The organism is Lentzea nigeriaca (genome assembly GCF_016907955.1).
Classification (GTDB): domain Bacteria; phylum Actinomycetota; class Actinomycetes; order Mycobacteriales; family Pseudonocardiaceae; genus Lentzea; species Lentzea nigeriaca.
Genome location: NZ_JAFBCX010000005.1, coordinates 204334 through 227866, shown reverse-complemented (window position 1 = coordinate 227866; position 23533 = coordinate 204334). Strand labels below are relative to the sequence as shown.

General features: G+C 68.9%; 24 protein-coding genes. 13 read left to right on the top strand and 11 right to left on the bottom strand.

The window, feature by feature from the left end; translation table 11 throughout:
* The first annotated feature begins 29 nt into the window (after positions 1-29).
* Positions 30-827: an SAM-dependent methyltransferase gene (locus tag JOD27_RS19145; protein ID WP_307830209.1), complete on the top strand. Its 798-nt coding sequence runs from the start codon at positions 30-32 to the stop codon at positions 825-827.
* On the opposite strand, the gene srmL is transcribed toward JOD27_RS19145, so the two are convergent.
* Both srmL and JOD27_RS46095 read right to left on the bottom strand, forming a co-directional pair.
* Positions 800-1828: a PheS-related mystery ligase SrmL gene (srmL, locus tag JOD27_RS19140; RefSeq protein ID WP_239567673.1), complete on the bottom strand. Its 1029-nt coding sequence runs from the start codon at positions 1826-1828 to the stop codon at positions 800-802. The genes JOD27_RS19145 and srmL overlap by 28 nt on opposite strands.
* Before the next feature lie 126 nt (positions 1829-1954).
* On the bottom strand, positions 1955-3835 hold the full coding sequence (locus JOD27_RS46095) for a patatin-like phospholipase domain-containing protein (protein WP_204763596.1): 1881 nt from the start codon (positions 3833-3835) through the stop codon (positions 1955-1957).
* Positions 3836-3937: 102 nt separating this feature from the next.
* Here JOD27_RS46095 and JOD27_RS19130 point away from each other — a divergent pair, with 102 nt between their 5' ends.
* Positions 3938-5053 carry an MFS transporter gene (locus tag JOD27_RS19130; RefSeq protein WP_204763595.1) on the top strand — a complete coding sequence of 372 codons (1116 nt, stop codon included), beginning with the start codon at positions 3938-3940 and terminating at the stop codon, positions 5051-5053.
* A gap of 806 nt (positions 5054-5859) precedes the next feature.
* On the top strand, positions 5860-6348 hold the full coding sequence (locus tag JOD27_RS19125) for an NUDIX hydrolase (protein ID WP_204763594.1): 489 nt from the start codon (positions 5860-5862) through the stop codon (positions 6346-6348).
* Positions 6349-6526: 178 nt separating this feature from the next.
* Here the strand turns inward: JOD27_RS19125 and JOD27_RS19120 are convergent, their stop codons facing one another.
* From JOD27_RS19120 to JOD27_RS19105, 4 genes are read right to left on the bottom strand one after another with little or no spacing between them, the layout of a single operon-like run.
* Complete coding sequence (locus tag JOD27_RS19120; RefSeq protein WP_204763593.1) at positions 6527-6820, bottom strand: DUF397 domain-containing protein; 294 nt, start codon at positions 6818-6820, stop codon at positions 6527-6529.
* Entirely contained in the window at positions 6817-7452 is a 636-nt protein-coding gene (locus tag JOD27_RS19115; protein ID WP_204763592.1) for a CatB-related O-acetyltransferase, read from the bottom strand. The genes JOD27_RS19120 and JOD27_RS19115 overlap by 4 nt, the downstream gene beginning before the upstream one ends.
* Complete coding sequence (locus JOD27_RS19110) at positions 7449-9323, bottom strand: ABC transporter ATP-binding protein (RefSeq protein WP_204763591.1); 1875 nt, start codon at positions 9321-9323, stop codon at positions 7449-7451. The genes JOD27_RS19115 and JOD27_RS19110 overlap by 4 nt, the downstream gene beginning before the upstream one ends.
* 34 nt (positions 9324-9357) lie before the next feature.
* Complete coding sequence (locus JOD27_RS19105; RefSeq protein ID WP_307830208.1) at positions 9358-10251, bottom strand: alpha/beta hydrolase; 894 nt, start codon at positions 10249-10251, stop codon at positions 9358-9360.
* 69 nt (positions 10252-10320) lie between these two features.
* Here JOD27_RS19105 and JOD27_RS19100 point away from each other — a divergent pair, with 69 nt between their 5' ends.
* The 3 genes from JOD27_RS19100 to JOD27_RS47175 are packed head-to-tail and all read left to right on the top strand — an operon-like array spanning position 10321 to position 12272.
* Complete coding sequence (locus JOD27_RS19100) at positions 10321-11343, top strand: M48 family metallopeptidase (RefSeq protein ID WP_204763590.1); 1023 nt, start codon at positions 10321-10323, stop codon at positions 11341-11343.
* Between the two features lie 15 nt (positions 11344-11358).
* Positions 11359-12135 (top strand): S1 family peptidase, encoded by a 777-nt coding sequence (locus JOD27_RS19095; RefSeq protein WP_204763589.1) that lies wholly within the window; start codon positions 11359-11361, stop codon positions 12133-12135.
* A complete protein-coding gene (locus JOD27_RS47175) occupies positions 12018-12272 on the top strand; it encodes a trypsin-like serine protease (protein WP_204763997.1) in 255 nt (84 codons plus the stop codon). The genes JOD27_RS19095 and JOD27_RS47175 overlap by 118 nt, the downstream gene beginning before the upstream one ends.
* On the opposite strand, the gene JOD27_RS46670 is transcribed toward JOD27_RS47175, so the two are convergent.
* Positions 12253-14448: a tetratricopeptide repeat protein gene (locus JOD27_RS46670; protein ID WP_204763588.1), complete on the bottom strand. Its 2196-nt coding sequence runs from the start codon at positions 14446-14448 to the stop codon at positions 12253-12255. The genes JOD27_RS47175 and JOD27_RS46670 overlap by 20 nt on opposite strands.
* A 43-nt stretch (positions 14449-14491) precedes the next feature.
* On the opposite strand from JOD27_RS46670, the gene JOD27_RS19080 reads away from it, so the two are divergent.
* Positions 14492-14947 (top strand): GNAT family N-acetyltransferase, encoded by a 456-nt coding sequence (locus JOD27_RS19080; RefSeq protein WP_204763586.1) that lies wholly within the window; start codon positions 14492-14494, stop codon positions 14945-14947.
* Here JOD27_RS19080 and JOD27_RS19075 read toward each other — a convergent pair.
* Positions 14934-15548, bottom strand: coding sequence for a TetR/AcrR family transcriptional regulator (locus tag JOD27_RS19075; RefSeq protein WP_204763584.1), 615 nt, complete (start codon positions 15546-15548; stop codon positions 14934-14936). The two genes, JOD27_RS19080 and JOD27_RS19075, sit on opposite strands and share 14 nt — an antisense overlap.
* Positions 15549-15601: 53 nt before the next feature.
* Between JOD27_RS19075 and JOD27_RS19070 the strand changes: the two genes are divergently transcribed.
* Positions 15602-16906, top strand: a complete 1305-nt coding sequence (locus JOD27_RS19070; RefSeq protein ID WP_204763583.1) for a serine hydrolase domain-containing protein — start codon at positions 15602-15604, stop codon at positions 16904-16906.
* Positions 16907-16929: 23 nt separating this feature from the next.
* On the opposite strand, the gene JOD27_RS19065 is transcribed toward JOD27_RS19070, so the two are convergent.
* Complete coding sequence (locus JOD27_RS19065; protein WP_307830207.1) at positions 16930-17565, bottom strand: LysE family translocator; 636 nt, start codon at positions 17563-17565, stop codon at positions 16930-16932.
* Between the two features lie 121 nt (positions 17566-17686).
* Between JOD27_RS19065 and JOD27_RS19060 the strand changes: the two genes are divergently transcribed.
* Positions 17687-18421, top strand: coding sequence for a serine protease (locus tag JOD27_RS19060; protein WP_204763582.1), 735 nt, complete (start codon positions 17687-17689; stop codon positions 18419-18421).
* Between the two features lie 13 nt (positions 18422-18434).
* A complete protein-coding gene (locus JOD27_RS19055) occupies positions 18435-18893 on the top strand; it encodes a GNAT family N-acetyltransferase (protein ID WP_307830206.1) in 459 nt (152 codons plus the stop codon).
* On the opposite strand, the gene JOD27_RS19050 is transcribed toward JOD27_RS19055, so the two are convergent.
* Positions 18847-20019, bottom strand: a complete 1173-nt coding sequence (locus JOD27_RS19050) for an 8-amino-7-oxononanoate synthase (protein ID WP_204763995.1) — start codon at positions 20017-20019, stop codon at positions 18847-18849. The genes JOD27_RS19055 and JOD27_RS19050 overlap by 47 nt on opposite strands.
* A 61-nt stretch (positions 20020-20080) precedes the next feature.
* Here JOD27_RS19050 and JOD27_RS19045 point away from each other — a divergent pair, with 61 nt between their 5' ends.
* Positions 20081-21154, top strand: coding sequence for a cytochrome P450 family protein (locus JOD27_RS19045; protein ID WP_204763580.1), 1074 nt, complete (start codon positions 20081-20083; stop codon positions 21152-21154).
* Here the strand turns inward: JOD27_RS19045 and JOD27_RS19040 are convergent.
* Positions 21138-21971, bottom strand: coding sequence for a quinone oxidoreductase family protein (locus tag JOD27_RS19040; protein ID WP_204763579.1), 834 nt, complete (start codon positions 21969-21971; stop codon positions 21138-21140). The two genes, JOD27_RS19045 and JOD27_RS19040, sit on opposite strands and share 17 nt — an antisense overlap.
* 79 nt (positions 21972-22050) lie before the next feature.
* Here JOD27_RS19040 and JOD27_RS19035 point away from each other — a divergent pair, with 79 nt between their 5' ends.
* Positions 22051-22557 carry a TetR/AcrR family transcriptional regulator gene (locus JOD27_RS19035; RefSeq protein WP_307830205.1) on the top strand — a complete coding sequence of 169 codons (507 nt, stop codon included), beginning with the start codon at positions 22051-22053 and terminating at the stop codon, positions 22555-22557.
* Positions 22558-22564: 7 nt separating this feature from the next.
* Entirely contained in the window at positions 22565-23527 is a 963-nt protein-coding gene (locus JOD27_RS19030) for a threonine aldolase family protein (protein ID WP_204763577.1), read from the top strand.
* The last annotated feature ends 6 nt before the right edge of the window (positions 23528-23533 follow it).

Here is a 23533-nt window from a genome sequence, read left to right as displayed (position 1 = left end):
TCGTGTGCCCGCGGATGAGGATGCGCGGCGTGAAGGAACAGCTGAAGTGGGTTCCGTCCACGGTCGACGTCACGCGTCCGAGCGTGGCGCGGATGTACGACTACTACCTGGGCGGCTCGCACAACTTCGAAGCCGACCGCGCCGCGGCCAAGCAGGTGGAGCAGATCTTCCCCGGCATCGCCCAGAGCGCGCAGGCCAACCGCTCGTTCCTGCGCAGGGTCGTCCGTCACCTCGTCAACTCTCGTGTGGACCAGTTCCTCGACCTGGGCTCCGGCATCCCGACCGTGGGCAACGTCCACGAGATCGCGCAGCACGACAACCCGTCCGCGCGCGTGGTCTACGTCGACTACGAGCCAGTCGCCGTCTCGCACAGCAACGCCCTGCTGGCCGACAACCCCAACGCCACGGCGATCCTCGCCGACCTGCGCGCGACCTCCACGGTGCTGAACGGTGCCCGCGAGGTGCTCGACTTCTCCCGTCCGATCGGCGTGCTGATCATCGCGGCGCTGCACTTCGTCCCGGACTCGGACAACCCCTACGAGGCCGTGACCGAGTACCTGGCGGGCCTTCCCTCCGGTTCCTACCTGGCCATCACGCACGCCACCTGGGACAACCTCACCGACGAGGAGGCGGCGGAGGCCCGCAAGGTCGCCCAGATCTACAGCAGCTCGGACAACAAGCTCGCCATCCGCACCCACGCCGAGGTGGCCAGGTTCTTCGAGGGGCTCGAACTGCTGGAGCCGGGCGTCGTCACGGTGGACGAGTGGCGCCCGGACTCCTACGAGGACCACACCGGCATCTACGGCGCAGTTGCCCGCAAGCCCTGAAGCAGGCGGTCCCGCAGCTCGTTCGTCTCGCGGTCGGTGAGGGTGCGTTCCGGGGCCCTCATCGTCACCCGGATGAGCACGTTCTTCTGACCTGGCCTGGCTTCCAGTCGTTTCCGGACGTGGTCCGGCAGGTCCTCTGCCGGTGTCTCGCTCAGAATCGTGATCTCCTCGATCAGGTCCTCCGGCACGAGCGCGCGAATCCGGTCACCGAGCGTCTCGACGTCCTCGCTGTCGTCCGCCATGATCGAGATGTCCCTGATCGCGACCGGATGCCGGGATACAGGCCGGTACTCGGCCAGGTCCAGCATCTGCGCCGCGATGCGCGGATCGGCGTTGCGCAGCAGGCGGATGTCCGGGATTCCCTTGCGCAGCATGAGGACCCGGTCCAGACCGAGACCCATCGCGAGGCCGTACGGGTGGTGTTTAAGCACGTGCCGCGCGGCAAGCCCGCACTCACCGATCTCCACCCACTGGCCGTCGTGCCTCACGTCGATCTGCTTGCCGTGCGTGGTGTACGGGTGCCGCGCGTCGATCGTGCGATATCGCTTGCCGGGCAACAACGTCGTGACGACCTTGTCGATGAGGTCGTCGAGCCGTTCGGGTCGGCGCGAGATCCGCCAGACGTCGAGCTGGTGCGGCGTGCCGGTGTGCAGGCGGTCGACCGTGTCCCTGCGGTACACGAGGCCTGGGCAGATCAGCGTCACGTCCGGGGTGGCGTGCCTGAGCGCGGGCGGGATCATCGCCGTGGTGTGGCTGCGCAGCATGCACGTCTCGCTGACGTACCTGGTGTAGCGGGTTTCCCTGGTGATCGCATCCGCGGGATAGCCGAGGTGCTCGTAGTTGTGCTCGACGGGAACGAGCGGGTGGTGGCGGACTTCCTCGGGATCGTCCAGCGCGGCCTTGAGCTCGGCGATCAGCAGCTGCATCGCGTGCGGGCCCTGAGCGGGGTCGGTGAGGTCGCGGACGTTCAGGGCGTGCACGAGTTCATCGGTGCGGTACATGGGTTTTCCCGTTCTGGTCGGTGTGCTGGGATGCGGAGTCCCCCGACCGACGGGAAGGTTCTAGGCGCGCGCCACCGCCGCAGGTCGGGGGTGGCTGAATCGCGTCACGAGTCCAGGCTAACCCGCCTACTCCGGCGGTGTCAGCCGCAAATCCGGATCCACCGGCGGTACGCCGTCGAACGGCCCGTCGTCCTTCAACCTGCCGACGTGGTCCAGCGCGACCTCGATCTCCTCCCGATACGGATCACCGTCGGCCGGGGGAGTGCGGAACCACTCGTGCAGCTCCTCGGGGATCTCGAACCGTTCGAGCAGTTCGGAGTACATCGCCTCGCGGTCCTCGGCCTGCACACCGAGCTCCTGGTACTCCCGCACGGCCATGCGCAGCCGGATCCAGCGGTAGCGGTCGGTGTTCTGCTGCTGCTGGAACCGTTCCCGCAGCAGGTCGCCCGCACGCTGCCCGCGCAACGCCAGGCGCCTGATCGTGGCCGGCGGCATGAACAGGTTCGTGCCGCCCTCGTCTTCCGCCTGCCGGACGTGCGCGATGCGGCCGCGGTAACCGGGCAGCGCGGACTGCATGGTGTCGCGCCAGTCCAGGAAGGTGTCCAAAATGGACAGAAGGAAGCGCGGCATCGACGTGAGCGACGCGTAGCGCGTGCCCTTGGTCGACGCGTCCTGCTCCGGCAGCCACACCTCGGCCGTGTCGCCGTTCGGATAGGGCTGCAGGCTCAGGCCGAACGTGGGCCAGCGCGGCAGCAGCGAGTCGAAGAAGTGGATCGGGAAGTTGCTGGTGATGCCGCCGTCGGAGAACCAGTGCACGCGCCCGTCCCGGCACAGCGGCACGGCGGCGATCAGCCCGGGGAACGACAACGACATCCGCACCGCCACCACGACCGGCAGCAGTTCGCGCGAGGGCAGTTCCCGCAACGGCATGTGCTCGTGCAGAGGGCAGTTGGCTCTGGATTCGGCGCCGTTCATCTGCTCGACGACCCGGCGCGGCAGCACGTACGCGAGGCACTCCTCGCAGTACTGCCAGCTTTCCTTGAACGGCAACCGATGCGGCCGCCCCTCGGACAGATCGGTGGTCATCAGCACGAGATTGATGTCGCCGAGATCGCCGAACGTCAACGCGTGCTCGGTACCGGCCAGCTCGTCGAGCCGGTCGGCGATCCAGTCGGCCAGCGGCGGCACACCCGTCGATTTCGGCACCCCGGCCAGCCGGTCGAGCCACGACGGTGTGAAGTCCCCGGTGCCAGGGATCAGTCCGAAGTGGATGGACCGCGCGTTGTTCCTGAGATACCGCTGCATGGCATACCCGTAGGTGATCGTGAGCGCGCTGACGGCCGCCAACGTCAGCACCAGCCACACCAGCAGCACAACCGCCGCCGTCGCGTAGTGCCGCGAAAACGCCAGCCCGAGCACGAGCGGCACCGCGACGAACACCCACCCGATCCACGGCAAACTGCCTCGCAAAGGCCACAGCACCAACACAACGCACGCCAACGCGAGCAGCAGAACCACGGTCGTGAGCCACGCCGGATAAACCTTGGGCGCGAGCCACGCCGACCACAGCACCGGCCCGCCCAACCACAGCAACGCCATCAGCGCCAGCACGGTCTTCGCCCGCATCCCCACCGCGCCCAGCAACGCGAAGAACAGGCACGAGATCACACTGCGCCCCGTCGTCTCCCGCTTCTGCATGGTCGCCACGACGATCCGGTACAGCGCCCGCGTCTTGTCCGTGGGCTGGAACAACTGCGCCAGCCGCCATCGCTCCGCACCGGAGCCCGACGTGAACCAGTCGATCAGCGCGGCCAGCTTCTCGAAGCCCCCGGAGGCACGACCGCGTTCGGCAGCCGCGGTGAAGCCCGCGGCGATCGCACCCGCCGACGCGCCACCGATCTGCTTGAACTCGTAATGGCGCGCCAGCGATGCGACAGCCAGGGGATAGACAACACCGCTGGTCGTGCCGCCGCGCATCGTCAAGTCGCAGTAGCGGTCGTACTCCATGTGCTCATGGTGGCGCGATCGGAAGCATTCGTCGCGGAAGTTCACTCGGACGCCACCGAATCGATCTCCGCTCGTTGATCCGGCGTGAGGAATCCGACATGGTTGAGCCTGGTTCCGCTGATCTTCGGCGCGTTCGTGCTGGCGGTCGAGGGCACGATCCTGACCGGTGTGCTGCCCGTGCTCAGCCACGACCTCCGGGTGGAGCCCGGTGTTGTTGGGGCCACGCTCGCGATCTACCCCCTCACCTACGTCTTCGGCGCCCCGGCTCTGGCAGTGCTGGCGGGCGGCCTTTCCCAGCGGACGATGTGCGCGCTCGGGCTCGTGGTGTTCGCGCTCGGCAACGTCGTGGCGGCGTCGAGCGGCTCGATCGTCGTGCTGACGGGCGGCCGGTTGATCGCGGCGCTGGGTGCGTGCGCGTACCTCCCGAACGCCGGTGCCCGCGCGATCAGCCTCGGCCCGGAGCGACGTGGGCGGGCGTTGTCGATCGTCGCGTCCGGACACACCGCCGCGACGCTCGTCGGCGCACCGCTGGGCATCGTGGCGTCCTCGTACGTCAGCTGGCGCTCGGTGCTGCTCGGGATCGCGGTGCCGTCAGTCGTGGTCGCGGTCGCGCAGTGGTTCAGCCGATTGGCCGACCAGCCCGTGAGCGTCATGAGCACGCGGGAACGGCTCAGGTTTCTGGGTGATCGGCGGTTGCTGTCGATCCTGCTGCTGACACTCGCGGTCGTCACCGCCGAGTTCATCGTCTACACCTACATCTCCGTCGTGGTCGGCCACAACGTCGGTACCGGCAGCGGAACCATCGCGACGGCGCTCATGGTCTTCGGCATCGGCACCACCGCCGGCACGCTCGCGGGCGGGTTCGTCGTCGACCGGTTCGGCTGGCGGAAGATGTTGCGCACCAGCACGTTCGTCATCGCGGTGGCACTGCTGGTGATCCCGTTCGCGCACGACGCCGTGTTCTTGTTCCTCTGCCTGGTCGTGTGGGGGCTTTTCGGGTGGACCTTCACGCCGACCCAGGTGAACCGGCTGCTCGACACCTTTCCCGGCAATGGCGCCATGGTGCTGACGTTGAACGCCTCTGCCGTTCAGCTCGGTGTCGCGGGAGGCGGGCTCGTTGGTGGCGCGGTGCTGGCGACCCTCGGTGTGGGCGCGCTGGCCTTCGCCGGGGCGGCGATCGTGTGGCTGGCGCTGCTGATCTCTTGGCGTCGCTACTGAAACTCGCTGTGCGGCGGGCCAACCCGTGACCACGCCTGAGCAACGTTCGCGGCGGGCTGGTCTTCCAAGGTTGGTTGGGCCTCTTGACGGGCACGTTGATCACCACGCCCCTCAACCTGTCCGACTGACCCGCTGCTCGCGGGGCTGAGTCAAGTGCGCCAGGACGAGGTGGTGCTGGAGTGGCGCCCGGCGAGCACCGGCACGACGAGCGCGAGCCAACGTGCGATGGGCCCGAATTCAGCGTGGGTGTCAGTGGCTTGCTGCCAGTGCCCGTCACGCTGCCACTCTGCAATGAGCACCGCCGATGCACAGACCGATTCACCCGTGCGAGACGCCCCTGCCGGCAACCTGCGCCTTCCTGTCTGGTCACAGGCAATGGGGGAGCCGATCAGGCAGATCGCGCCGTTCCATTGTTGGGCGGTCGACAGGCTCGTCGACCTGGGTCATGGTGGCCGACAGTTCCTATCCGGGCAGGGCGGCTGGAATGGATCTCGTGGGGCTGGCGGCTGCGAATGCGTTCCAGAGCAAGTTGAGAGGGTGGTCGGCCGCGTAGCGGTCGCGTTCGCCTTTCCGGGCGAAGATGCCCGTGACGATCTCCAGTGCAGGCTCGCCGGACGGATCGCGGTTGACCGATCATTCAGGACTCGCCGTCCGGTTGTCGCTGAGCGCAAACAGGACGCTGCTAACGTCGGACCCCACCACGGCGGTCGACGCGCACAACGAGCCGGAGCCGACTCTGTTCTGAACTCCGGCACCACTCGCGCAGGCTGCCGCCCAGTCAGCCGACCGCGAGGAACGCCCGCCGGATGTCCACCACCCTCACCCCACGCATCGGCGCTCGAGTGCTGCTGCTCGACACCCACGACCGTGTGCTGCTCGTTCACGCCTGCGACCCGCACGACCGCGGCCACGACTGGTGGGAGCTGCCCGGCGGTGGCTTGGACGAGGGCGAGGAGCCGGTCGACGCCGCTCGCCGCGAAGTAGCGGAGGAGACCGGGATCGTTCTTCCGGCGCTGGGACGCAAGCTGTGGATCCGGGAATCACGGTTCCACTACAAGGGACGCGACCATCACCGCATCGATCACGTCTTCCTGGCACGCATCACCGACACAGCACCGAAGGTCGCGCTCAAGCCCACCGAGAACGAGAAAGCCGGACTGATCGAACGGCGCTGGTGGTCGGCTGCCGAACTCCATCAGACGACCGACAAGCTTCTCCCCGCCAGTCTTCCCAGCTTGGTGGGCGACCTCTTGGCGGGCACGTTGAGCGCCACGCCTCTCAACCTGTCCGACTGACCCTCCATTGTCGGCCAGTTGAGCACTCGCACACCTGAGGCTGAGCCTGGCGAATGGCTCGACCCGTCACCACCGGGCCGCGCCCAACTCGTCAGGACACGATGGCGTCGGAGTGAAGTCCGTCGTTCAACCAGGTCCTGAACTGAGACCAGGCGCCTCCACGGAAAGCCAGGCGGCCTTAGTCAGGCGCCTTGGAGTCGCGAACACCGCCTTCGCCAGCTCCGAACGTGATCTCGACGCACGCGCTCTCGCTTGGCTGGCTGTAGGAGGACCTGAACCAGGGCGTGAATCTGATATCGGACGTTGCTGATGGCGTTTTCATCTCGTCCGCGGGGCTGGGCCGGAAACACCTGAGCCAGTCGAGGTCGATCACGGCGTGCGGGACCTCGGCCGCTGCGAGCACGTCGCCCACGGCCTCGGCCACCGTCGTCTTGCCCACCCCGACCGGGCCGGTGATGAGCAGAGCTCTCACTCCGCGACCGCCGCCAGCTCGGCCGGCGTCCCCGCCATGATCACCCGCACGTGCTCGGTGACCTTCTCCACCGGCCAGTCCCACCACGCGATCCGTTCCAGCAGTTCGATGTCGGCGTCGCTGTACCGCTTCCTGATAAGCCCGGCCGGGTTGCCGCCCACGATCCCGTACGCAGGCACGTCCGACACCACCACGGACCCGGCCGCGATGATCGCCCCGTTGCCGATCCGCACCCCCGGCATGATCAACGCCTGGTAGCCGATCCAGACGTCGTTGCCCACCACCGTGTCGCCGCGCGAAGGTGCCCCCAGTGCGATGTCCAGGGTCTTCTCGCCCCACACGCCACCGAAGATCGTGAACGGGAACGTCGACACGCCCGCCATGTTGTGGTTGGCGCCGGACATGATGAACCGCACGCCCTCGGCCAATGCGCAGTAACGGCCGATGACCAGCTTTTCGTTGCCGAAGTTGTAGAGCACGTTGCGCTGCTCGAACTGTTCGGCGTGATGAGGGTCGTCGTAGTAGGTGTACTCGCCGATCTCGATCTGCGGGTTCTTCACCAACGGCCGCAGCTGCACCGTGCGGGCGATGTCCGGTAACGGGTAGATGTTGTCCGGCGAGGGGATGGTCACGGTGCTCCGATCGGCTCTTCACTGAACTGCGTGCGGTACAACTTGGCGTAGTGGCCGTCCAGCGCCAGCAACGCCTCGTGCGTGCCACGTTCCACGATCTGCCCGCGATCCACGACGAGGATCTGGTCCGCCGCGCGGATCGTCGACAGCCGGTGTGCGATCACCAGCGACGTCCGTCCCGCGAGGGCTTCGACCAGCGCCTCCTGCACCGCGGCCTCCGACCGCGAGTCGAGGTGGGCCGTGGCCTCGTCCAGGATCACCACGCGCGGTTTGGCCAGCAGCAGCCGGGCGATCGTCAGCCGTTGCCGTTCGCCGCCGGACAAGCGGTAACCCCGTTCGCCCACAACGGTGTCGAGCTGGTCGGGCAGCGACGACACCAGGTCGGCCAGCCGGGCGCGGCGCAGCGCGTCCCACAGTTCCTCGTCGGTGGCGTCGGGGGCAGCCAGCCGCAGGTTGGCCCCGATCGACTCGTGGAACAGGTGACCGTCCTGCGTCACCATGCCTACCGTCTCGCGGATCGAGTCGAACGACAGGTCGCGAACGTCCACACCGGACAGACGGATCGAGCCGGAGTCCGCGTCGTACAGGCGTGGCACCAGCGACGCGATCGTCGACTTGCCGGCTCCGGACGCGCCGACCAGCGCGATCAGCGAACCGGGCGCGGCCGAGAAGGACACGCCACCGAGAATCTCCTCACCGCCGCGGGTGTCGAGGGCCGCGACCTCCTCCAGCGAGGCCAGCGACACCTTGTCCGCCGACGGGTAGGCGAACTTCACGTCGGAGAACTCCACCGACACCGGCCCGTCGGGGACCGCTACAGCGTCAGGTTTTTCCTTGATCAGCGGCGGCAGGTCCAGCACCTCGAAGACGCGCTCGAACGACACCAGCGCCGTCATCACGTCCACCCGTGCGCCGGCCAGTGCGGTCAACGGCGCGTACAACCGCGTCAGCAGCAGCGCGAGCGTCACGATCGTGCCGGGTGCCAGCTTCCCGGCGATCGCGAAGTAGCCGCCCAGCCCGTAGACCAGCGCCAACGCCAACGACGACACGAGAGTCAACGCCACCAGGAACAGCCACTGCGCCACCGCCGTCCGCACGCCGATGTCGCGCACCCGCCGCGCCCGCGTCCCGAACTCCAGGCTCTCCAGGGACGGCCGGCCGAACAGCTTGATCAACGTCGCGCCCGGTGCGGAGAACCGCTCGGTCATCTGCGTGGTCATCGCCGAGTCGAGGTTCGCAGCCTCGCGGTGCATCGACGCCAAGCGCTTGCCCATGCGCCGCGCCGGGATCAGGAAGACCGGCAGCAGCACCATCGCCAGTACCGTGACCTGCCACGACAGCGTCAGCATCACGACCAGGGTCAGCACGAGCGCGATGATGTTCGTGACGACACCGGAGATCGTCTCGGAGAACGCCCGCTGCGCCGCGATCACGTCGTTGTTCAGCCGCGAGACCAGCGCGCCGGTGCGCGTCCTGGTGAAGAAGGCGATCGGCATCCGTTGTACGTGGTCGAAAACAGCCTGGCGCAGCCGCAGGATCAGGTCCTCGCCGACCCGTGCCGACTGCCACCGCTCGGCCAGCGAGAACCCGGCCTCCAGCACCGCCACGCCGGCGATCGCCAGCGCGAGCCACACGACCAGCCCGATGTCACGGCCGCCGACGATCTGGTCGACCACGCGTCCGGCCAGCACAGGCGAGGCGACCGCGAGCACCGCCGCCACCGAACTGGTGGCCAGCAACCAGTACACGGCCACCCGCTGCGGCCGGGCGAACCGGGCGACGCGCTTCAACGTCGCCCGGCTGACGCGACGATTTTTCTCGTCCTGCATCGCGCTTTCGAGCGCGTACCAGGCGTTGAAGTCGATGTTCATGGCGCCCAGTCTCGAACCTCGACCTATGACGAGGTCAAGTTGTTTTGAGGAACTCGTCGACCTCCGCGAGGGCCGCCGCACGCACCGGCTCAGGCGACAGGAAGAGGTCGTGCATGCCCGCCTTGATCTCGACGACCTTGACGGATGGTCCGAGCTTCGGACCCCACTTCCTCATGCCCTCGACGTCCAGCACGGCGTCGGCCTTCGAGACGTCCTCGCTCCACTCCCGAGCGTTCAGCATGCTCTTGTCCGAGTGCATCACGAGCACCGGCACCCGCACGTCGAGACCTTTGTGGACCTTCTCCTGCGCGATCAGGATCGCCCGGATCCACCCGGCCAGCACCGGGAAGCCCGCGAGCGGTTTCCACGTCAGGTCGAAGTCCCATTCGCCGTTGCGCGAGCTGTGGATCGCCGACCCGTACGCCTCGCCGAGGTTCGCGCGGATCTTCACCTTCGGCGCGACCTGCCCGATCAGCTTCACCAGCTGCCGCATGAACGGCGGCTCGACGACGTCCAGCCACGGGCTGTTGAGCACCAACGCGTTGATGAGGTCGCTGGAGCGCCGTTCGTGCGCCCACAACGACGTGGTGAGGCCACCGGTCGAGTGACCCATGAGCACCACGCGAGAGTGCTCTTCGCGGATCTTCGCGATGGCGGCGTCGATCTCCTCGAAGTACACGGCCATGTCGGTCGTGTAGTTCGGCAACTCGCCGTCGCGCAGTGACCGGCCGTACCCGCGCAGGTCGACGGCGTAGAAGTCGTACCCCTGCGCCGTGTAGTGCTCGGCCACGTGCTCCTGGAAGAAGTAGTCGGCGAACCCGTGCACGTAGAGGATCGCGCCGCGGTCGTTGGCAGTGGCACGCCTGCGGACCAGGGTCGCCGAGGCACCGCCACGCAGCGGCAGGACGGTGGTGTCTTCGTCGCTCACCGGGCCAGTCTGCAACCACTCGGCGCTGATTCCGTGCAGGCTTGTCCGGATCGTGTCTAACCTGGGGGTGTGACGGGGGATATAGAACAGTCATCGAGGGTGCGTTTCCCGGGCATCAGCCCACGCGCCTATGAGCATCCTGCCGACCGAGGCGCCCTCGCGGTGCTGAGGGCGGTGCCCGCAGTGGCACCGGTCCTCAAGGCGGTCGCCGGAGCCTTCTCCGAGCGTGGTGAGCGCCTGCTTCAGGTGGCGTCCTCGGTCAGGGTCGGCACGAAGCAGTACCCGCAGCTCGACCGCATCCGCAACGAGGTGGCGGCGACGTTCGACCTCGCCGAGATTCCCGACCTCTACGTCGAGCGCAGCTCGCAGGCCTACGCCTTCACCTACGGCATCGACAAGCCGTTCATCGTGGTCAGCACCGGCGCGGTCGACCTGCTCGACAACGAGTCGCTGAGGTTCCTCGTCGGCCACGAGATGGGCCACGTGATGTCGGGCCACGCGCTCTACAACACGCTGCTGCGCCGGCTCATCGACCTGACCACGTCGTTCGCGTGGGTGCCGGCGGGAGCGATCGCCATGCGGGCGGTCATCGCGGCGCTGCGCGAGTGGCAGCGCAAGACCGAGCTGTCCTGCGACCGGGCCGGTCTGCTCGCCTGTCAGGACCCGCAGGCCGCGCTGCGCACGCACCTCGCGCTCGCCGGTGACTTGGGCGGCCAGGTCGACATCGCGTCGTTCCTCGCCCAGGCCAAGGAGTACGAGGAGGTCGAGGACATCCGCGACAGCCTCCTCAAGCTCCTGCACACCGAGCAGCGCTCGCACCCGCTGGTCGTCGTGCGGGCCGCCGAGCTGCAGCGCTGGTCGGCGACGGAGGAGTACCGCGAGATCCTGACCGGCACGTACGCGCGCCGCGAGGACGACCGGCCGACGAACAACCTCACGGACGACGTGAAGTCCGCCGCCCGGTCGTACAAGGAGTCCATGAGCAACTCTGCCGACCCGTTGATCAAGACGATCAACGACATCGGCGAGACCGTCATGGGTGCCGCGAGCAAGGTCTGGAGCAGGGTTGCTCCGAACGGAGCATCGGAGTAGCTACTATCTGGAGTCATGAGACGACTCCTGGTGCTGGTCCTCTGCGCTCTGCTGGCTTCGACGGGCACAGCTGCCGCCGGTGAGCAGGTCATCGGCGGTGAGCGTGCCTCGATCGAGGCCAATCCGTGGGTTGTCTACCTGACCGACGACCACGGCTTCCAGTTCTGCGGTGGCACCATCGTCGCGCCGACGAAGGTGCTCACCGCGGCCCACTGCACGGTCGGCCGCTCGCCGGGTGAGCTGCGGGTCATCGCCGGTCGCGAGGACAAGCAGGACCGCGACGGCGGGGTGTCGGTCACGCCCGCGGACATCTGGGTCCACAAGCAGTACGTGTCGGCCGACGAGGGCGAGGACGTGGCCGTCCTGACGCTGATGAAGGCGCTGCCGTACACCCCGCTGCCCATCGCCGAACCGACCGATCGGGCGCTCTACCTGGCCGGCACGCAGCTGCGCGCCCTCGGCTGGGGGCGGACCAGCGAGAACGGCAAGACCTCGCGCTACCTCATGCAGGCCACGCTGCCGGTGCTGCCGGACACCTACTGCGCCGAGGCCTACTCGCAGTTCGTGAAGACCGACATGTTCTGTGCGGGCTACGAGGACGGCAAGATCGACACCTGCCAGGGCGACTCGGGCGGCCCGATCGTCGCGGAGGGCAAGCTCGTCGGCGTCACGTCCTGGGGCGAGGGCTGCGCGCGCAGGGGCAAGCCGGGCGTCTACGTCCGGATCTCCCGATACGCGAAGGATCTTCACCCGGTCGTGGATGCTCCGCCGCCTGGAGCTGTCGAGCGGTAGGGCTTCAGTTCTGCGGCGGCGCGCTGGTCGGGCCGGGTCTCGTCGCCACGGCGGCGCACTGCGTCTACGGGCGTTCGCCCAGCTTGATCACGGTCGAGCCCGGCGTGCACACGCGCGTCAGGACATGCCTGAGCTGAGCTCGCGGACGAGGTTCGCGCGGTAACGCAGCCCTGCCGCCTCCGCTCGTTCGATCGCCTTGTCGCACAACGCTTTGTCGTGCAGCAACGCGGCTTTGCCCGCCAGGGCGCGGACCTCGATGATGCGGAACTCGGCCTCGGTGGCGCGCCGCAGGACCTCGTCGAACTCGTCGGCAGACCGGTTGAGTTCGGCGAGCACGAGCTGAGCGTCGATCCTGGTGAACAGGTCGTCGTCCCCGGCGAGCTCCAGAGCGCGTTCGGCGTTGTCCCGCGCCTCGGCCGCTCTGCCGGTTCCGGCGAGGAACTCCGCGTACTCGACCCGCGCGGACATCTCGGTCGGCCGGAAGCCGTACCGCCCGGCCAGGTCCAGTGCCTGCAGGAACGCCTGCTCGGCCTCCGCGTGCTTCTTCCGCGCCGCCAGCACCACACCGAGGTTGTTGAGGCCGTGGGCGACGCGGTGCCAGTCGTCGATCTCCCTCGCCAGGTCGACCGAGCGGCGCAACGCGTCCTCACTGGACTCGAGCCTGCCGAGCTCCAGCTCCAGCAACCCCAGGTTGCCGAGGCCGCCGGGCAGGTGGGTGCGCAGGTCGTTCGCCATGTACAGGTCGATCGCGGCGGTGAGGTGCTCTCGGGCGAGGTCGAGCTCGCCCAGGTCGTGGTAGGCGCCGGCGAGGATGTTGAGGGCCACCGACTCCTCGGCCTGCCGGCCTGCCGCGTGGAACTCGCTGATCGCCTTCTCGCAGTGCGCGATCGCCGACCTGTGCTCGCCGAAGCGCCAGTCGAGGTAGCCGAGGCACACCCGCATCGCCGCCATCCGTTGCCCGGTCGTCTCGACGGCGAGGGCGGCGCGCGCGATCGTCCGCAGGTCGGCATAGAACCCGGTGAGGAGCAGGTGGCCCCGCAGTCCGGCGACCAGCCCGGCGTCCGGGTGTTCCTGGGCGAGTGCGACGAGGTTCGCCCGCTCCGCTTCGAACCACGCCACGGCCTCGTCGCGGCCGGCGAACGGCACGGGATCCGGCACGGCGGGCAGCACGCGGGTGAAGCCGATGTTCAGCCGGGCGTCGGCGCCGTCGACCCTGACCAGGTACCACTCGAAGACGGCACGGCGGTCCTCGTCCGTCGCCCGTGCCCTCGCATACAGGCGCAGCAGGTCGTGCAGCTGGTAGCGATCACCGTTGCGCTGCACCAGATTGGCCGCGACCAGCTCGTCGATCCCTTCGCCCGCGAGGCCGCGCGGGATGTCCGGGCCCGGCACCGCGCCGAGGAAGTCGAACGTCCGCCGCGCCCGCGGCGACAGCTTCCGGTACGAGAGGTCGAACGCGGCCTGCACGGCCGTGTCGTCCTCCTCGATCCCCAACGCCCTGAGCCGGTGCTCGCGCAGTTCCTCGACGTAGTCCGGCAGATGGCGCCCGGCGAGGTTCGCGCCCGCGATCCGCAACGCCAGTGGCAACCGCGCGCAGAGGTTGATCAGCTCGCTCGTGTCGCCCTCGACCCGCATGCCCTTGAGCAGCTCGTGCGCCTCCTGCTCGGACAGCACACCGAGTTTGACCTGCGCGAACTGCGGCAGGTCCTGGCGGGAGGTGATCAACGCGGCACAGCCGGGCGTAGAGGGCAGCAGCGGCGCGATCACGCCGGCGGTCGCGTTGTCGAGCACGACCAGCACCCGCCGGTTCCTCAGCAGCTCGCGGTAGTCGTCCTCCTGCCCGCCGCCGAGCGCCTTCACGAACCGCGCCAGCGCCTGCTCGACCGTCATCGACGGCCCCGTGGAGAACCCGCGCAGGTTCACGTACAGCTGTCCGTCGGGGAACCGCTCGCGCAGCCGGTGGGCCTCCCTGATCGCCAGCACGGTCTTGCCGACACCGGGCAACCCGGTGATCGCCCGCACCGGCGCGTCGATCAGCTCCAACCGGGCGATTTCCTCTTTCCTGCCAACGAAGTCCGGCAGGTCGGCCGGCAGCTGGCACGGCGCGGGCGGGCGCTGGACGAGCCGGTATCCGACCGGTTCGGTGATCACCTGGTCGGTCGCGCGCAGCCTGCTGACCAGCGTGCGCAACGCCGCGCGCGGGTGCATCGGCGGCTCGTCCGGCCACACCTGCGCGGCCAGCGCGTCGAACGGCACGGCCTCGCCGGGACGCGCGGCCAGCGCATCGCGTAGAGCCTGCAGTCGGTCCGCCACAAATTCGATCGTAGAGATCTTCCGAGAGTGCGAGCCTGGCGAGATGGTGACACTGCGCAGGGCGAGGCCGGAGGAGGCGGGCGTGCTGAGCGAGGTGGCGCAGGCCGCCAAGGCGCACTGGGGGTACGACGAAGCGTTCCTGGAGGCCGTCAGGGAAGAGCTGACGTACAGCCCTGACGAAGTCGCACGACGGCACATGGTGGTCGCCGAGCTGGACGGCGCGGTGATCGGCTTCTACAGCGTCGACGGCGAACCGCCGTCCGGCGAGCTCGGCAACCTGTGGCTGCGCCCCGACCGCATCGGCACCGGCCTCGGCCGCGTCCTGTGGGAGCACCTGATCAGCAACGCGGCCGCGGCCGGGTACGAGCACCTCGACATCGACGCGGAGCCGTTCGCCGAGGGCTTCTACCTGCGGATGGGCGCTGAACGCATCGGCGAGACGCCGTCAGGCTCGATCCCCGGCCGGGTGCTCCCGCAGCTGCGCGTCAGGACGAGCTGAGCCCTCGCAGAACGCGTTCCAGTCCGTACTCGAAAGTCTTGTCACGCAACGCTTTCGACGTCACCCCGCGCACGGTCAGCTCCTCCTCGTCCTGACCGCTGCGCGCGAGCAGCTGCACGTACGCGGCTTCGCTCACGGTCATCCCGACCACGTAACCGAGCACGGTCTTCATCGCCAGATCGGCTTCCTCACCGGGAAATCCGCCACCGCTGAACAACTCCAGCAGCCGGGCCGACCGGTCCGACAGGTTCGGCCCCAGCTCCGCGAGCCCGACCTGACCGAGCACCGAGGCCACCCACGGGTGCCGCAACACCATGGCGCGCAAGCTTCTCGCCGCCTCCGCCACGGACGTGCGCCACGGTCCGGCCGACGGGACCTCCATCTCGCCGTAGACCTCGTCGACGACGAGTTCGATCAGCTCGTCCTTGTTCGCCACGTGCCGGTAGAGCGACGTGGCCTTCGTGTCCATGCGGGCGGCGAGTGTGCGCATGGACAGCGCCTCCAGCCCGTCCGCGTCCAGCAGCTCCACGGCCGCGGCCACGATCCGGTCCTGGCTGAGGCCTGCGCGCGGGCGTTGCCGCGTCCACACCGAGGAAACCATGCGTTCACCGTACGCACTTGCGTACAGCTTCGCGGTCTGCGTACAGTGTTCGCATGACGCGAACACTGTACGCACAGGACCTGCTCGACACCCTCCGCGCCGAGCACGACGTTCCCGGCGCCACGCTCGCCGTGCTGGCCGACGGCGAGATCCACGAGTTCGCCAGCGGTGTGCTGAACACCGGAACGGGCGTGGAGGCGACCACCGACTCGGTCTTCCAGCTCGGTTCGATCGCGAAGATCTACACGGCGACCCTGGTGATGTCGCTGGTCCAGGAGGGCCTGCTCGACCTCGACGCACGGGTGATCGACGTGCTGCCGGATTTCCGGGTCGCCGATCCGGACGCGACGAGCATGATCACCGTGCGGCAGCTGCTCAGCCACACGAGTGGCCTGAGCGGCGACTTCCAGCCCGACACCGGGCGGGGAGACGACTGCGTCGAGCGTTATGTCGAGGCCTGCGTGAAGCTCGGCCAGGACGTGCCGCCCGGCTCGACCGTCTCCTACAGCGGCGCGGGCTACGTGGTGCTCGGCCGGATCGTCGAGGTGCTCACCGGCACGACCTGGAACCGGGCGCTCGCCGACCGCGTGCTCACGCCCCTCGGCCTGGCGCACACCATGACGCTGCCGGAGGAGGTGCTGCGGTTCCGCGCCGCGACCGGGCACTTCAACGGCGAACCGACGCCGGTCTGGGACCTGATGCCGCGCGCCGCCGGCCCCGCCGCCGCCGTGTGCGCCAGCGCCGGTGACGTGATCCGGCTGGTGAAAGCACACCTCGACGCGACGGTGCTGAAGCCGGAAACCGTTGCCCTCATGCGGGAACGCCAGGTCGACGTACCGGACAAGTGGACCGTGAGCGCGGACGGATGGGGCCTCGGCTGGACGCTCTACGACTTCACCGGCACGCCCGGCATCGGCCACGACGGCGCCGCCACCGGCCAGTACGCCTACCTTCGCGTGATCCCGGAGCAGGGCATCGCCATCGCGTTGCTGACCAACGGCGGCGGCGCGCGGCCGTTGTCGTCGGCGATCCTGCGGTCGCTGCTCGGGCAGTTCGGTGTCGAGATGCCGCCGCCGTTCGCGCCACCCGCCGAGCCCTTCGAGGTCGACATGACGCCCTACAACGGTGTCTACAAACGGGAAGGCGTGGTCATCACGATCAACGACCGCAAGGCGCGCTACGAGTTCGTGGACGACATGGCGATCTACCCGTCCATGGACATGGACCTGATTCCCGTGTCGCCCAACGTCTTCGCGGCCACCGGTGCCGGGTCGTCGTTCCAGGACGACTTCATGCCGGTCGTGTTCGCGAACGGGTACTGCTACATCGGAATGCGCGCCGCGCCCAAGATCAGCTGACTGGCCCGCTGGATCCGTGAGGCTCAGACCATCAGCCCGACCGACATGGTGAGGAACACCGCCGCGCACACCGCGTCGAGCGCGGTCGTCACACCGGGCCGCCGTAGCCGCCCGGCGACGCGCGAGGCGGCCAGCACGATCATCAGCTCCCAGACCGCCGCGAGCGCGAGGAAGAGCACGGCGAGCATTGTGAGCTGCGGTGCCGGTTCACCCGATCCGATGAACTGCGGCAGGAATGCCAGCGAGAACAGGATCATCTTCGGGTTCGTGATGTTGGTCAGGAAGCCCTGGCGGAACGGCCGGTCGCTCATGACCTCCTCCGGCTCCTCGCCTGAGCGCCGCAGCAGCCCGCGTGCGATGGAAAACGCCAGGTGGAGCAGGTAGGCGGCACCGATCCAGCGCAACGCGGTGAGCACCATCGGGTACTGCGCGAGCACCACGCCGAGGCCCGAGATCACCAGCGCGACCTGGACCGCCGCCGCCGAGTGGATGCCCGCCAGCGCGAGCAGCCCGGAGCGGGTGCCGGACCGCAATGACGTGCGCAGCAACAAGAACGCGTCAACGCCGGGGGTCACGATGACGACCGCGCACGCGACCAGAAAGGCCGGAACCTGGCCGAAGTCGAACAACACCGTACATACCCCCGTGATCTGTGCCACTGGCCGCAAAATCTTCGGCCGGACGCGACACTAACACGAGAATATCCGGTCTTGACGCCGTCCTAGCAGCATCGCTACGGTTGGTGACCGATCGTCCACCTGGCGCAACGAGGAGTGGTCCGTGAGGGGTAAGCGGTTCGCTGTGATCGCGGCGGTGATCGCGCTGGTCAGCGGTGCGTCGACGGCCGATGCGATCGTCGGGGGGACACCCGCGCGGGTGGCGGACACCCCGTGGGTTGTGGCGATCACCACCACGGACGGCCAGCTGATCTGCGGTGGCGCGCTCGTCGCCCCGGACAAGGTCATGACGGCCGCGCACTGCGCCACGCTGAAGGGTGTGCTCGGCAGGAACCAGCGCCCGGCCGAGCAGCTGCGCGTGATCGCCGGCCGCACTGACCTGCGGGACTCCAGCGGCGGCATCGAGGCCGCCGTCGCCGCCGTGTGGCGACACCCCGACTACCGTGAGGTCACGCAGGGCGACGACGTGGCGGTGCTGACGCTGGCCCGGGCGCTGCCGTACCGGACGGTCGCGCTCGGCGAGGTCGGCGACGAGGGCGTGGTGCTGGGCTGGGGCCGCACTGCCGAGACCAGCCCGCCCGCCATGACGCTGCGCAAGGTGACGGTGCCGATCTTGTCCGACTCCGAGTGCGTCCTGATGGAACCGGACTACCGGCCGGGCGCGATGCTCTGCGCCGGCCGCGGCGGGCGTGACGCGTGCACTGGCGACTCGGGCGGGCCGCTGGTCGTGCGCGGCAGGCTCGCGGGCATCGTGTCGTTCGGCCGCGGCTGCGCACGGGCAGATGAACCTGGTGTCTACACCCGTCTCGCTCACTACCGATCGATGCTGGGCTTCTGATATCCAAGGTCCGGTGCGAACCACACCGTTTCCCGCCACCCTGCGGCGACAGTGGGGACTCGACCTGAGCCCCGCCCAGCTCTACGCGATCCTGCGGCTGCGTCAGGACGTGTTCGTGGTGGAGCAGAACTCCATCTACTGCGACGTCGACGGCCGCGACCTCGAACAGGGGACCCGGCACTTCTGGCTGGAAGCTGATGGATCGCCCGACCCGCTCGCGTACCTGCGGCTGCTCGAGGAGCCCGACGGCACGTTCCGCATCGGACGCGTCGTCACCGCACGCATGGCCCGCGGCCGCGGGTTCAGCCGCAGGCTCATGCACGCCGCATTGGTCGACGTCGGCAACACGCCGTGCGTGCTCGACGCGCAGACGTACGTGGCGGACTTCTACGCGTCGTTCGGCTTCGTGGCCGAAGGGGCAGAGTTCATCGAGGACGGGATTCCACACCTGCGGATGCGGCGCACTCCCTGATCACGCGCACCGCGCGCTCGATGTCGGCCTCGGTCAGATCGGCACGCGCGGTGAGGCGCAGCCTGCTGATCTGATCCGGCACCGACGGTGGGCGGAAGCACCCGACGACCACGCCGTTGGCGCGGCAGCTCTCGGCCCACCGGAACGCCTGCTCCGGGCCAGGTGCCCTGACGCTCACGACGGCTGCCGCGGGCGTGCTGACCTGGAACCCGGCTTCCTTCAAGCGGTTGCTCAGCTCGTGCGCCACGGTCAGCGCCCGTTCGGGACGATCCGGCTCCTCGCGCAGGATCTTGATGGCGGCCAGCGCCGCCGCCGCGCTGCTCGGCGCGAGGCCGGTGTCGAAGATGAACGTGCGCGCGGTGTCGATCAGATGCTTGATCACCCGGCTCGGGCCGAGCACCGCACCGCCCTGCGCGCCGAGCGACTTGCTCAGCGTCAGCGTCGTGATCACGTCCGGCGCCTTGATGATGCCCGCTTCGGCGACCGCACCCCGGCCGCCGGGACCGACCACGCCGAGGCCGTGCGCGTCGTCGACCACGAGCGCGGCGCCGGTCGCGCGGCACGCCTCGTGGAGTTCGTTGAGCGGCGCGATGTCGCCGTCGACGCTGAAGACCGAGTCGGTGAGCACGATCGCGCGCCGCTTGCCGCGGGTTTCGAGCGCGTGCCGGACCTTGCCGACGTCGCAGTGGTCCGCGACGACGACGTCCGCTTTGGACAGCCGCGTGCCGTCGATCAGCGAGGCGTGGATGTGCTGGTCCGCCACGATCGCCGTGCCGGGCCCGGTGAGCGCCGTGACCGCGCCGAGGTTCGCCGCGTACCCGCTGCTGAACACCAGTGCCGACTGCGCACCGCAGAAGTTCGCGAGCTCGTACTCCAGCTCGGCGTGCAGCTCGGTCGAACCCGTGACCAGGCGTGAGCCCGTCGAGCCCGCGCCCCACTTGAGCGTGGCGGCGGCCGCGGCACCCGCGACGCGCTTGTCCTTGGCGAGGCCCAGGTAGTCGTTGCCGGCGAGGTCGAGGTCCGTCGAGTCCGCCTGGCGCGGCCGCACCCGCCGGGTCAGACCGGCCTTGGCGCGCGCTTCGGAGCGGACGTCGATCCAGTCGAACGTCGACTCACCACTGGTCATCGCCTCAGTTGTGCTCACGGTCACCGCCTGAGTCTCCCATCCGCCGACTAGCGTGCCGCCCGTGGACCTGTTCACCTTCACGCGTACCGAACTCACCTCGCCGGTGCAGTTCTGCGACGGCCGCTGGGTGGTCTCGGATTACGACGACGTCCGCGCGGTGCTGGCAGATCCCGTCACCTATCTGCCCGACAACGCACTGACCGCCGTCACCCCGGTCGCACCCGCGGCTCTGCGCGCCCTGGTGAGGGCCAGGTTCTCCCTGCCGCCGACGCTCGCGAACAACGGATCTGCATCGCACGCGGGCCTGCGGCGGCTGGTCGCGTCGTTCTTCACACCCGCCCGCGTCGCCGCTGCGGAGCCTCGCATCCGTGCCCTCGTTCTGGAACGGTTGGGTGGCTCAGATCTCAGCCAAAATGATCTTGTTTGCTCGTTGGCGTGGGATCTGCCGGCGATCGTGCTGATGGAGCTGCTCGGGCTGGAGAACGTCGACATCCCGACGTTGAAGCGGTGGAGCTCAGGGTCTCTGGAGTTCTTCTGGGGCGACATCTCCCGCGAACGACAGCTGGAGCTGGTCGACGACGTCGGCGACTTCCACCAGTGGCTGGTCAAGCGCTACCACGCGCGGGACGGCGAGCTGTTCTGCGCGCTCGCCGACGCCGGCGTGTCCGCTGAGGACTCCGCGGGCCTCTGCTACTTCCTGCTGATCGCGGGCCAGGAGACGACGACCCAGCTGCTGTCCACGGCGCTGCGCCGAGCGTTGCAGGACCGTGCGTTGTGGGCGCGGCTGCCCGAGCCCGGCGTCGCCGGGTCGTTCGTCGAGGACGTGCTGCGGACCGACACGCCCGTCGTGACGTGGCGACGGTTGACCGCCCGCGAGGTGGTGCTGTCCGGGGTGCGCGTGCCTGCCGGTGCCGAGCTCGTGTTGTTGTTGAGCGGCAAGGAAAGCGACCCGCGGCACCTGGCTTTCGGCTACGGCCGGCATTTCTGCCTCGGCGCCGGGCTGGCGCGACTGGAGGCGGCGGTGGTGCTGCGGACCGTTGCCGCCCACGAGCCTTCGCTGCGGCTGGTGGGCTCGTCGGAGTGGCTTCAGTTGCTCTCGTTCCGTGCCCCGAAGTCCGTCATGGTCGAGCGATGAGCTTGCCCTTCGTGGTGCGGGCTTCGAGTGCACTGTGTGCTTCCGCGATCTCGTCGAGCTTGTAGACGTCACCGAGCACCGGCTTCAGGCCCATCCCGAGCACCTCCTCCGGCGTGGTGTTCTGCGGCAGACCCATGACCGCCACGCCCTTGCGGAAGATGTCGCTCGCCGTGACGCCCAACGGCTCACCGCTGGCGTACCCGAACACGACCATCCGTCCCACGCCGTCCTTGAGCAGCTCGAACGCGCGCTTCCCGACCTCACCGCCGATCGACTCGAACACCACGTCCACCGGCTCCAGGCCGTCCCAGTCGTAGCCGATGCCGCCCTTGCTGGACGCCTGCAGCACCGTCGCTCCCGCCCGTTCCGCGAGCTGCACGAGCAGGCTTCCGACGCCGCCGGACGCAGCCTCCACCAGCACACGATCACCGGGCTGGATGCGCACCGCCTTGGTGGCGGCGACCGCGGTGGTCCCTTGTAACAGCAGCGCGAGCGCCTCGTGGTCGCTGACGTCGTCGGGAAGGTCGATCGGGTTCTCGATGACGGCCTTCGTCGCGTAGGCACCGTCGCGCGGCACGCCCATGACCCGGCGTCCGTCCTCCGTGACGCCGACGACCTCCGACCCCAGCACCGCGGGCAGGCTCGGCCCCGGATACCAGGGGAAGAGCTCGCGCCCCTTGCCGCGCCGGATGACCGTCTCGCCGTAGTTGAGCCCGATCGCGGTGACGTCGACGAGCGTGTCGCCGACCGGATCCGGCACCTCCTCGACCCGGAGCACCTCGGGCCCGCCGAACTCGTGGAACCGCACTGCCTTCATCGTCTTCCTCCCCAATAAGCGGACCGTCGGTCCGGTTGCTACTATACGGACCATCAGTCCGCTTATGTCAAGGAGAGACGTGGAACGCGCCGACGCCGCCCGCAACCGAGCCGCGCTCCTGGCGGCCGCCACCGACCTGATCCGCGAACGCGGCATCGACGCCGTCTCGATCGACGACGTGGCGGCTTCGGCCGGTGTCGGGAAGGGCACGGTGTTCCGCAGGTTCGGCGACAAGGCGGGCCTGATCCAGGCCGTCGTGGACTCGACAGCGGCGTCGTGGCACCAGGCCGCCTCGCTGGAGTTCCGCACCGCGGGCGAGTTCGCAGGCCAGCTGTTCGACCACGTGCTGGCGTCGTTGCCGCTGGTCATCGCCGTGGAACGGACCTCGGTGCGCAGCTGCGAGGGCAACTTCCAGCTCACCGTCGACCGCCTGGCCCGCGTGGTCGGCTCGACCTTCAACGCCCATGCGCTGCTGGCGGTGCTGCGCGGCGAACAGATCGCGTTCCTGCTCGACCAGGGCATGACCGCCGACGAGATCCGCGCGGGCGTTATCTCACTCGCGGACACGCTGTCGGCTGGGGTTTGATGCCGGGGTGTTGAACCGTCAGCTTTCCGGAGTCCGAAAGAAGTCGCTGCTGGAGATGCTCGGCCCGGTGCCGGACGTCGACCCCGACCGCTACGGCGAGGGCGGCCCGGTAGCCGCGCTGGAGTCACGGGTCGCGCAGCTGCTGGGCACCGAGGCGGCGCTGTTCGTGCCGACGGGAACCATGGCGCAACAGATCGCGTTGCGCTGCTGGGCGGACCGCACCCACAACCCGATCGTGGCGATGCACCCCCTGGCCCACCCGCTGAACCACGAGGACGACGCGCTGGCGGTCCTGTCCTGCCTCCGCCCGATCAAGGTCCGCAACGCGGAGGTGGGCACCTGCCCGGAGCCGTTCGGCACGCTGCTGGTCGAGGTGCCGGACCGCGAGGCCGGCTTCGTCCTGCCGACGTGGGACGAGCTGACAACGCTTGTCGACCTGGCCCGCGAACGCGACGCGGTGGTGCACCTGGACGGCGCCCGGCTGTGGGAGAGCACCCACGGCCTCGGCAAGCCGCTGGAGGAGATCGCCGGGCTCTTCGACTCGGTGTACGTGTCGTTCTACAAGTCGCTGGAGGGCATCTCCGGCGCGGCGCTCGCCGGCACGCAGGACTTCGTCGACCAGGCCCGCGTGTGGCGGCACCGGTACGGCGGCATGCTGTTCCAGCAGTGGCCTGCGGCGTTGTCGGCGCTGCACGGGCTGGACACGGTGTTACCGCGGCTCGGGGCGTATGTCGAGCACGCGAAGGTCGTGGCCGCGGCGATGGGGTTGCCGGAGCCGCACACTCACCAGTTCGCGTTGCACCTGCCCGGTGATCCGGCTCGGCTGACCGAGGTGAGCGGGAAGTTCCTGGGCGGGTTCTGGCGGGACGGGCAGCTCGCGAAGACGGAGATCACGGTGGCGGAGCCCGCGCTGGAGTGGACGGCGGACGAGGTGCGGGAGGCTTGGGAGGAGTTCCAGAGCCTGCTCTGAGCGAGA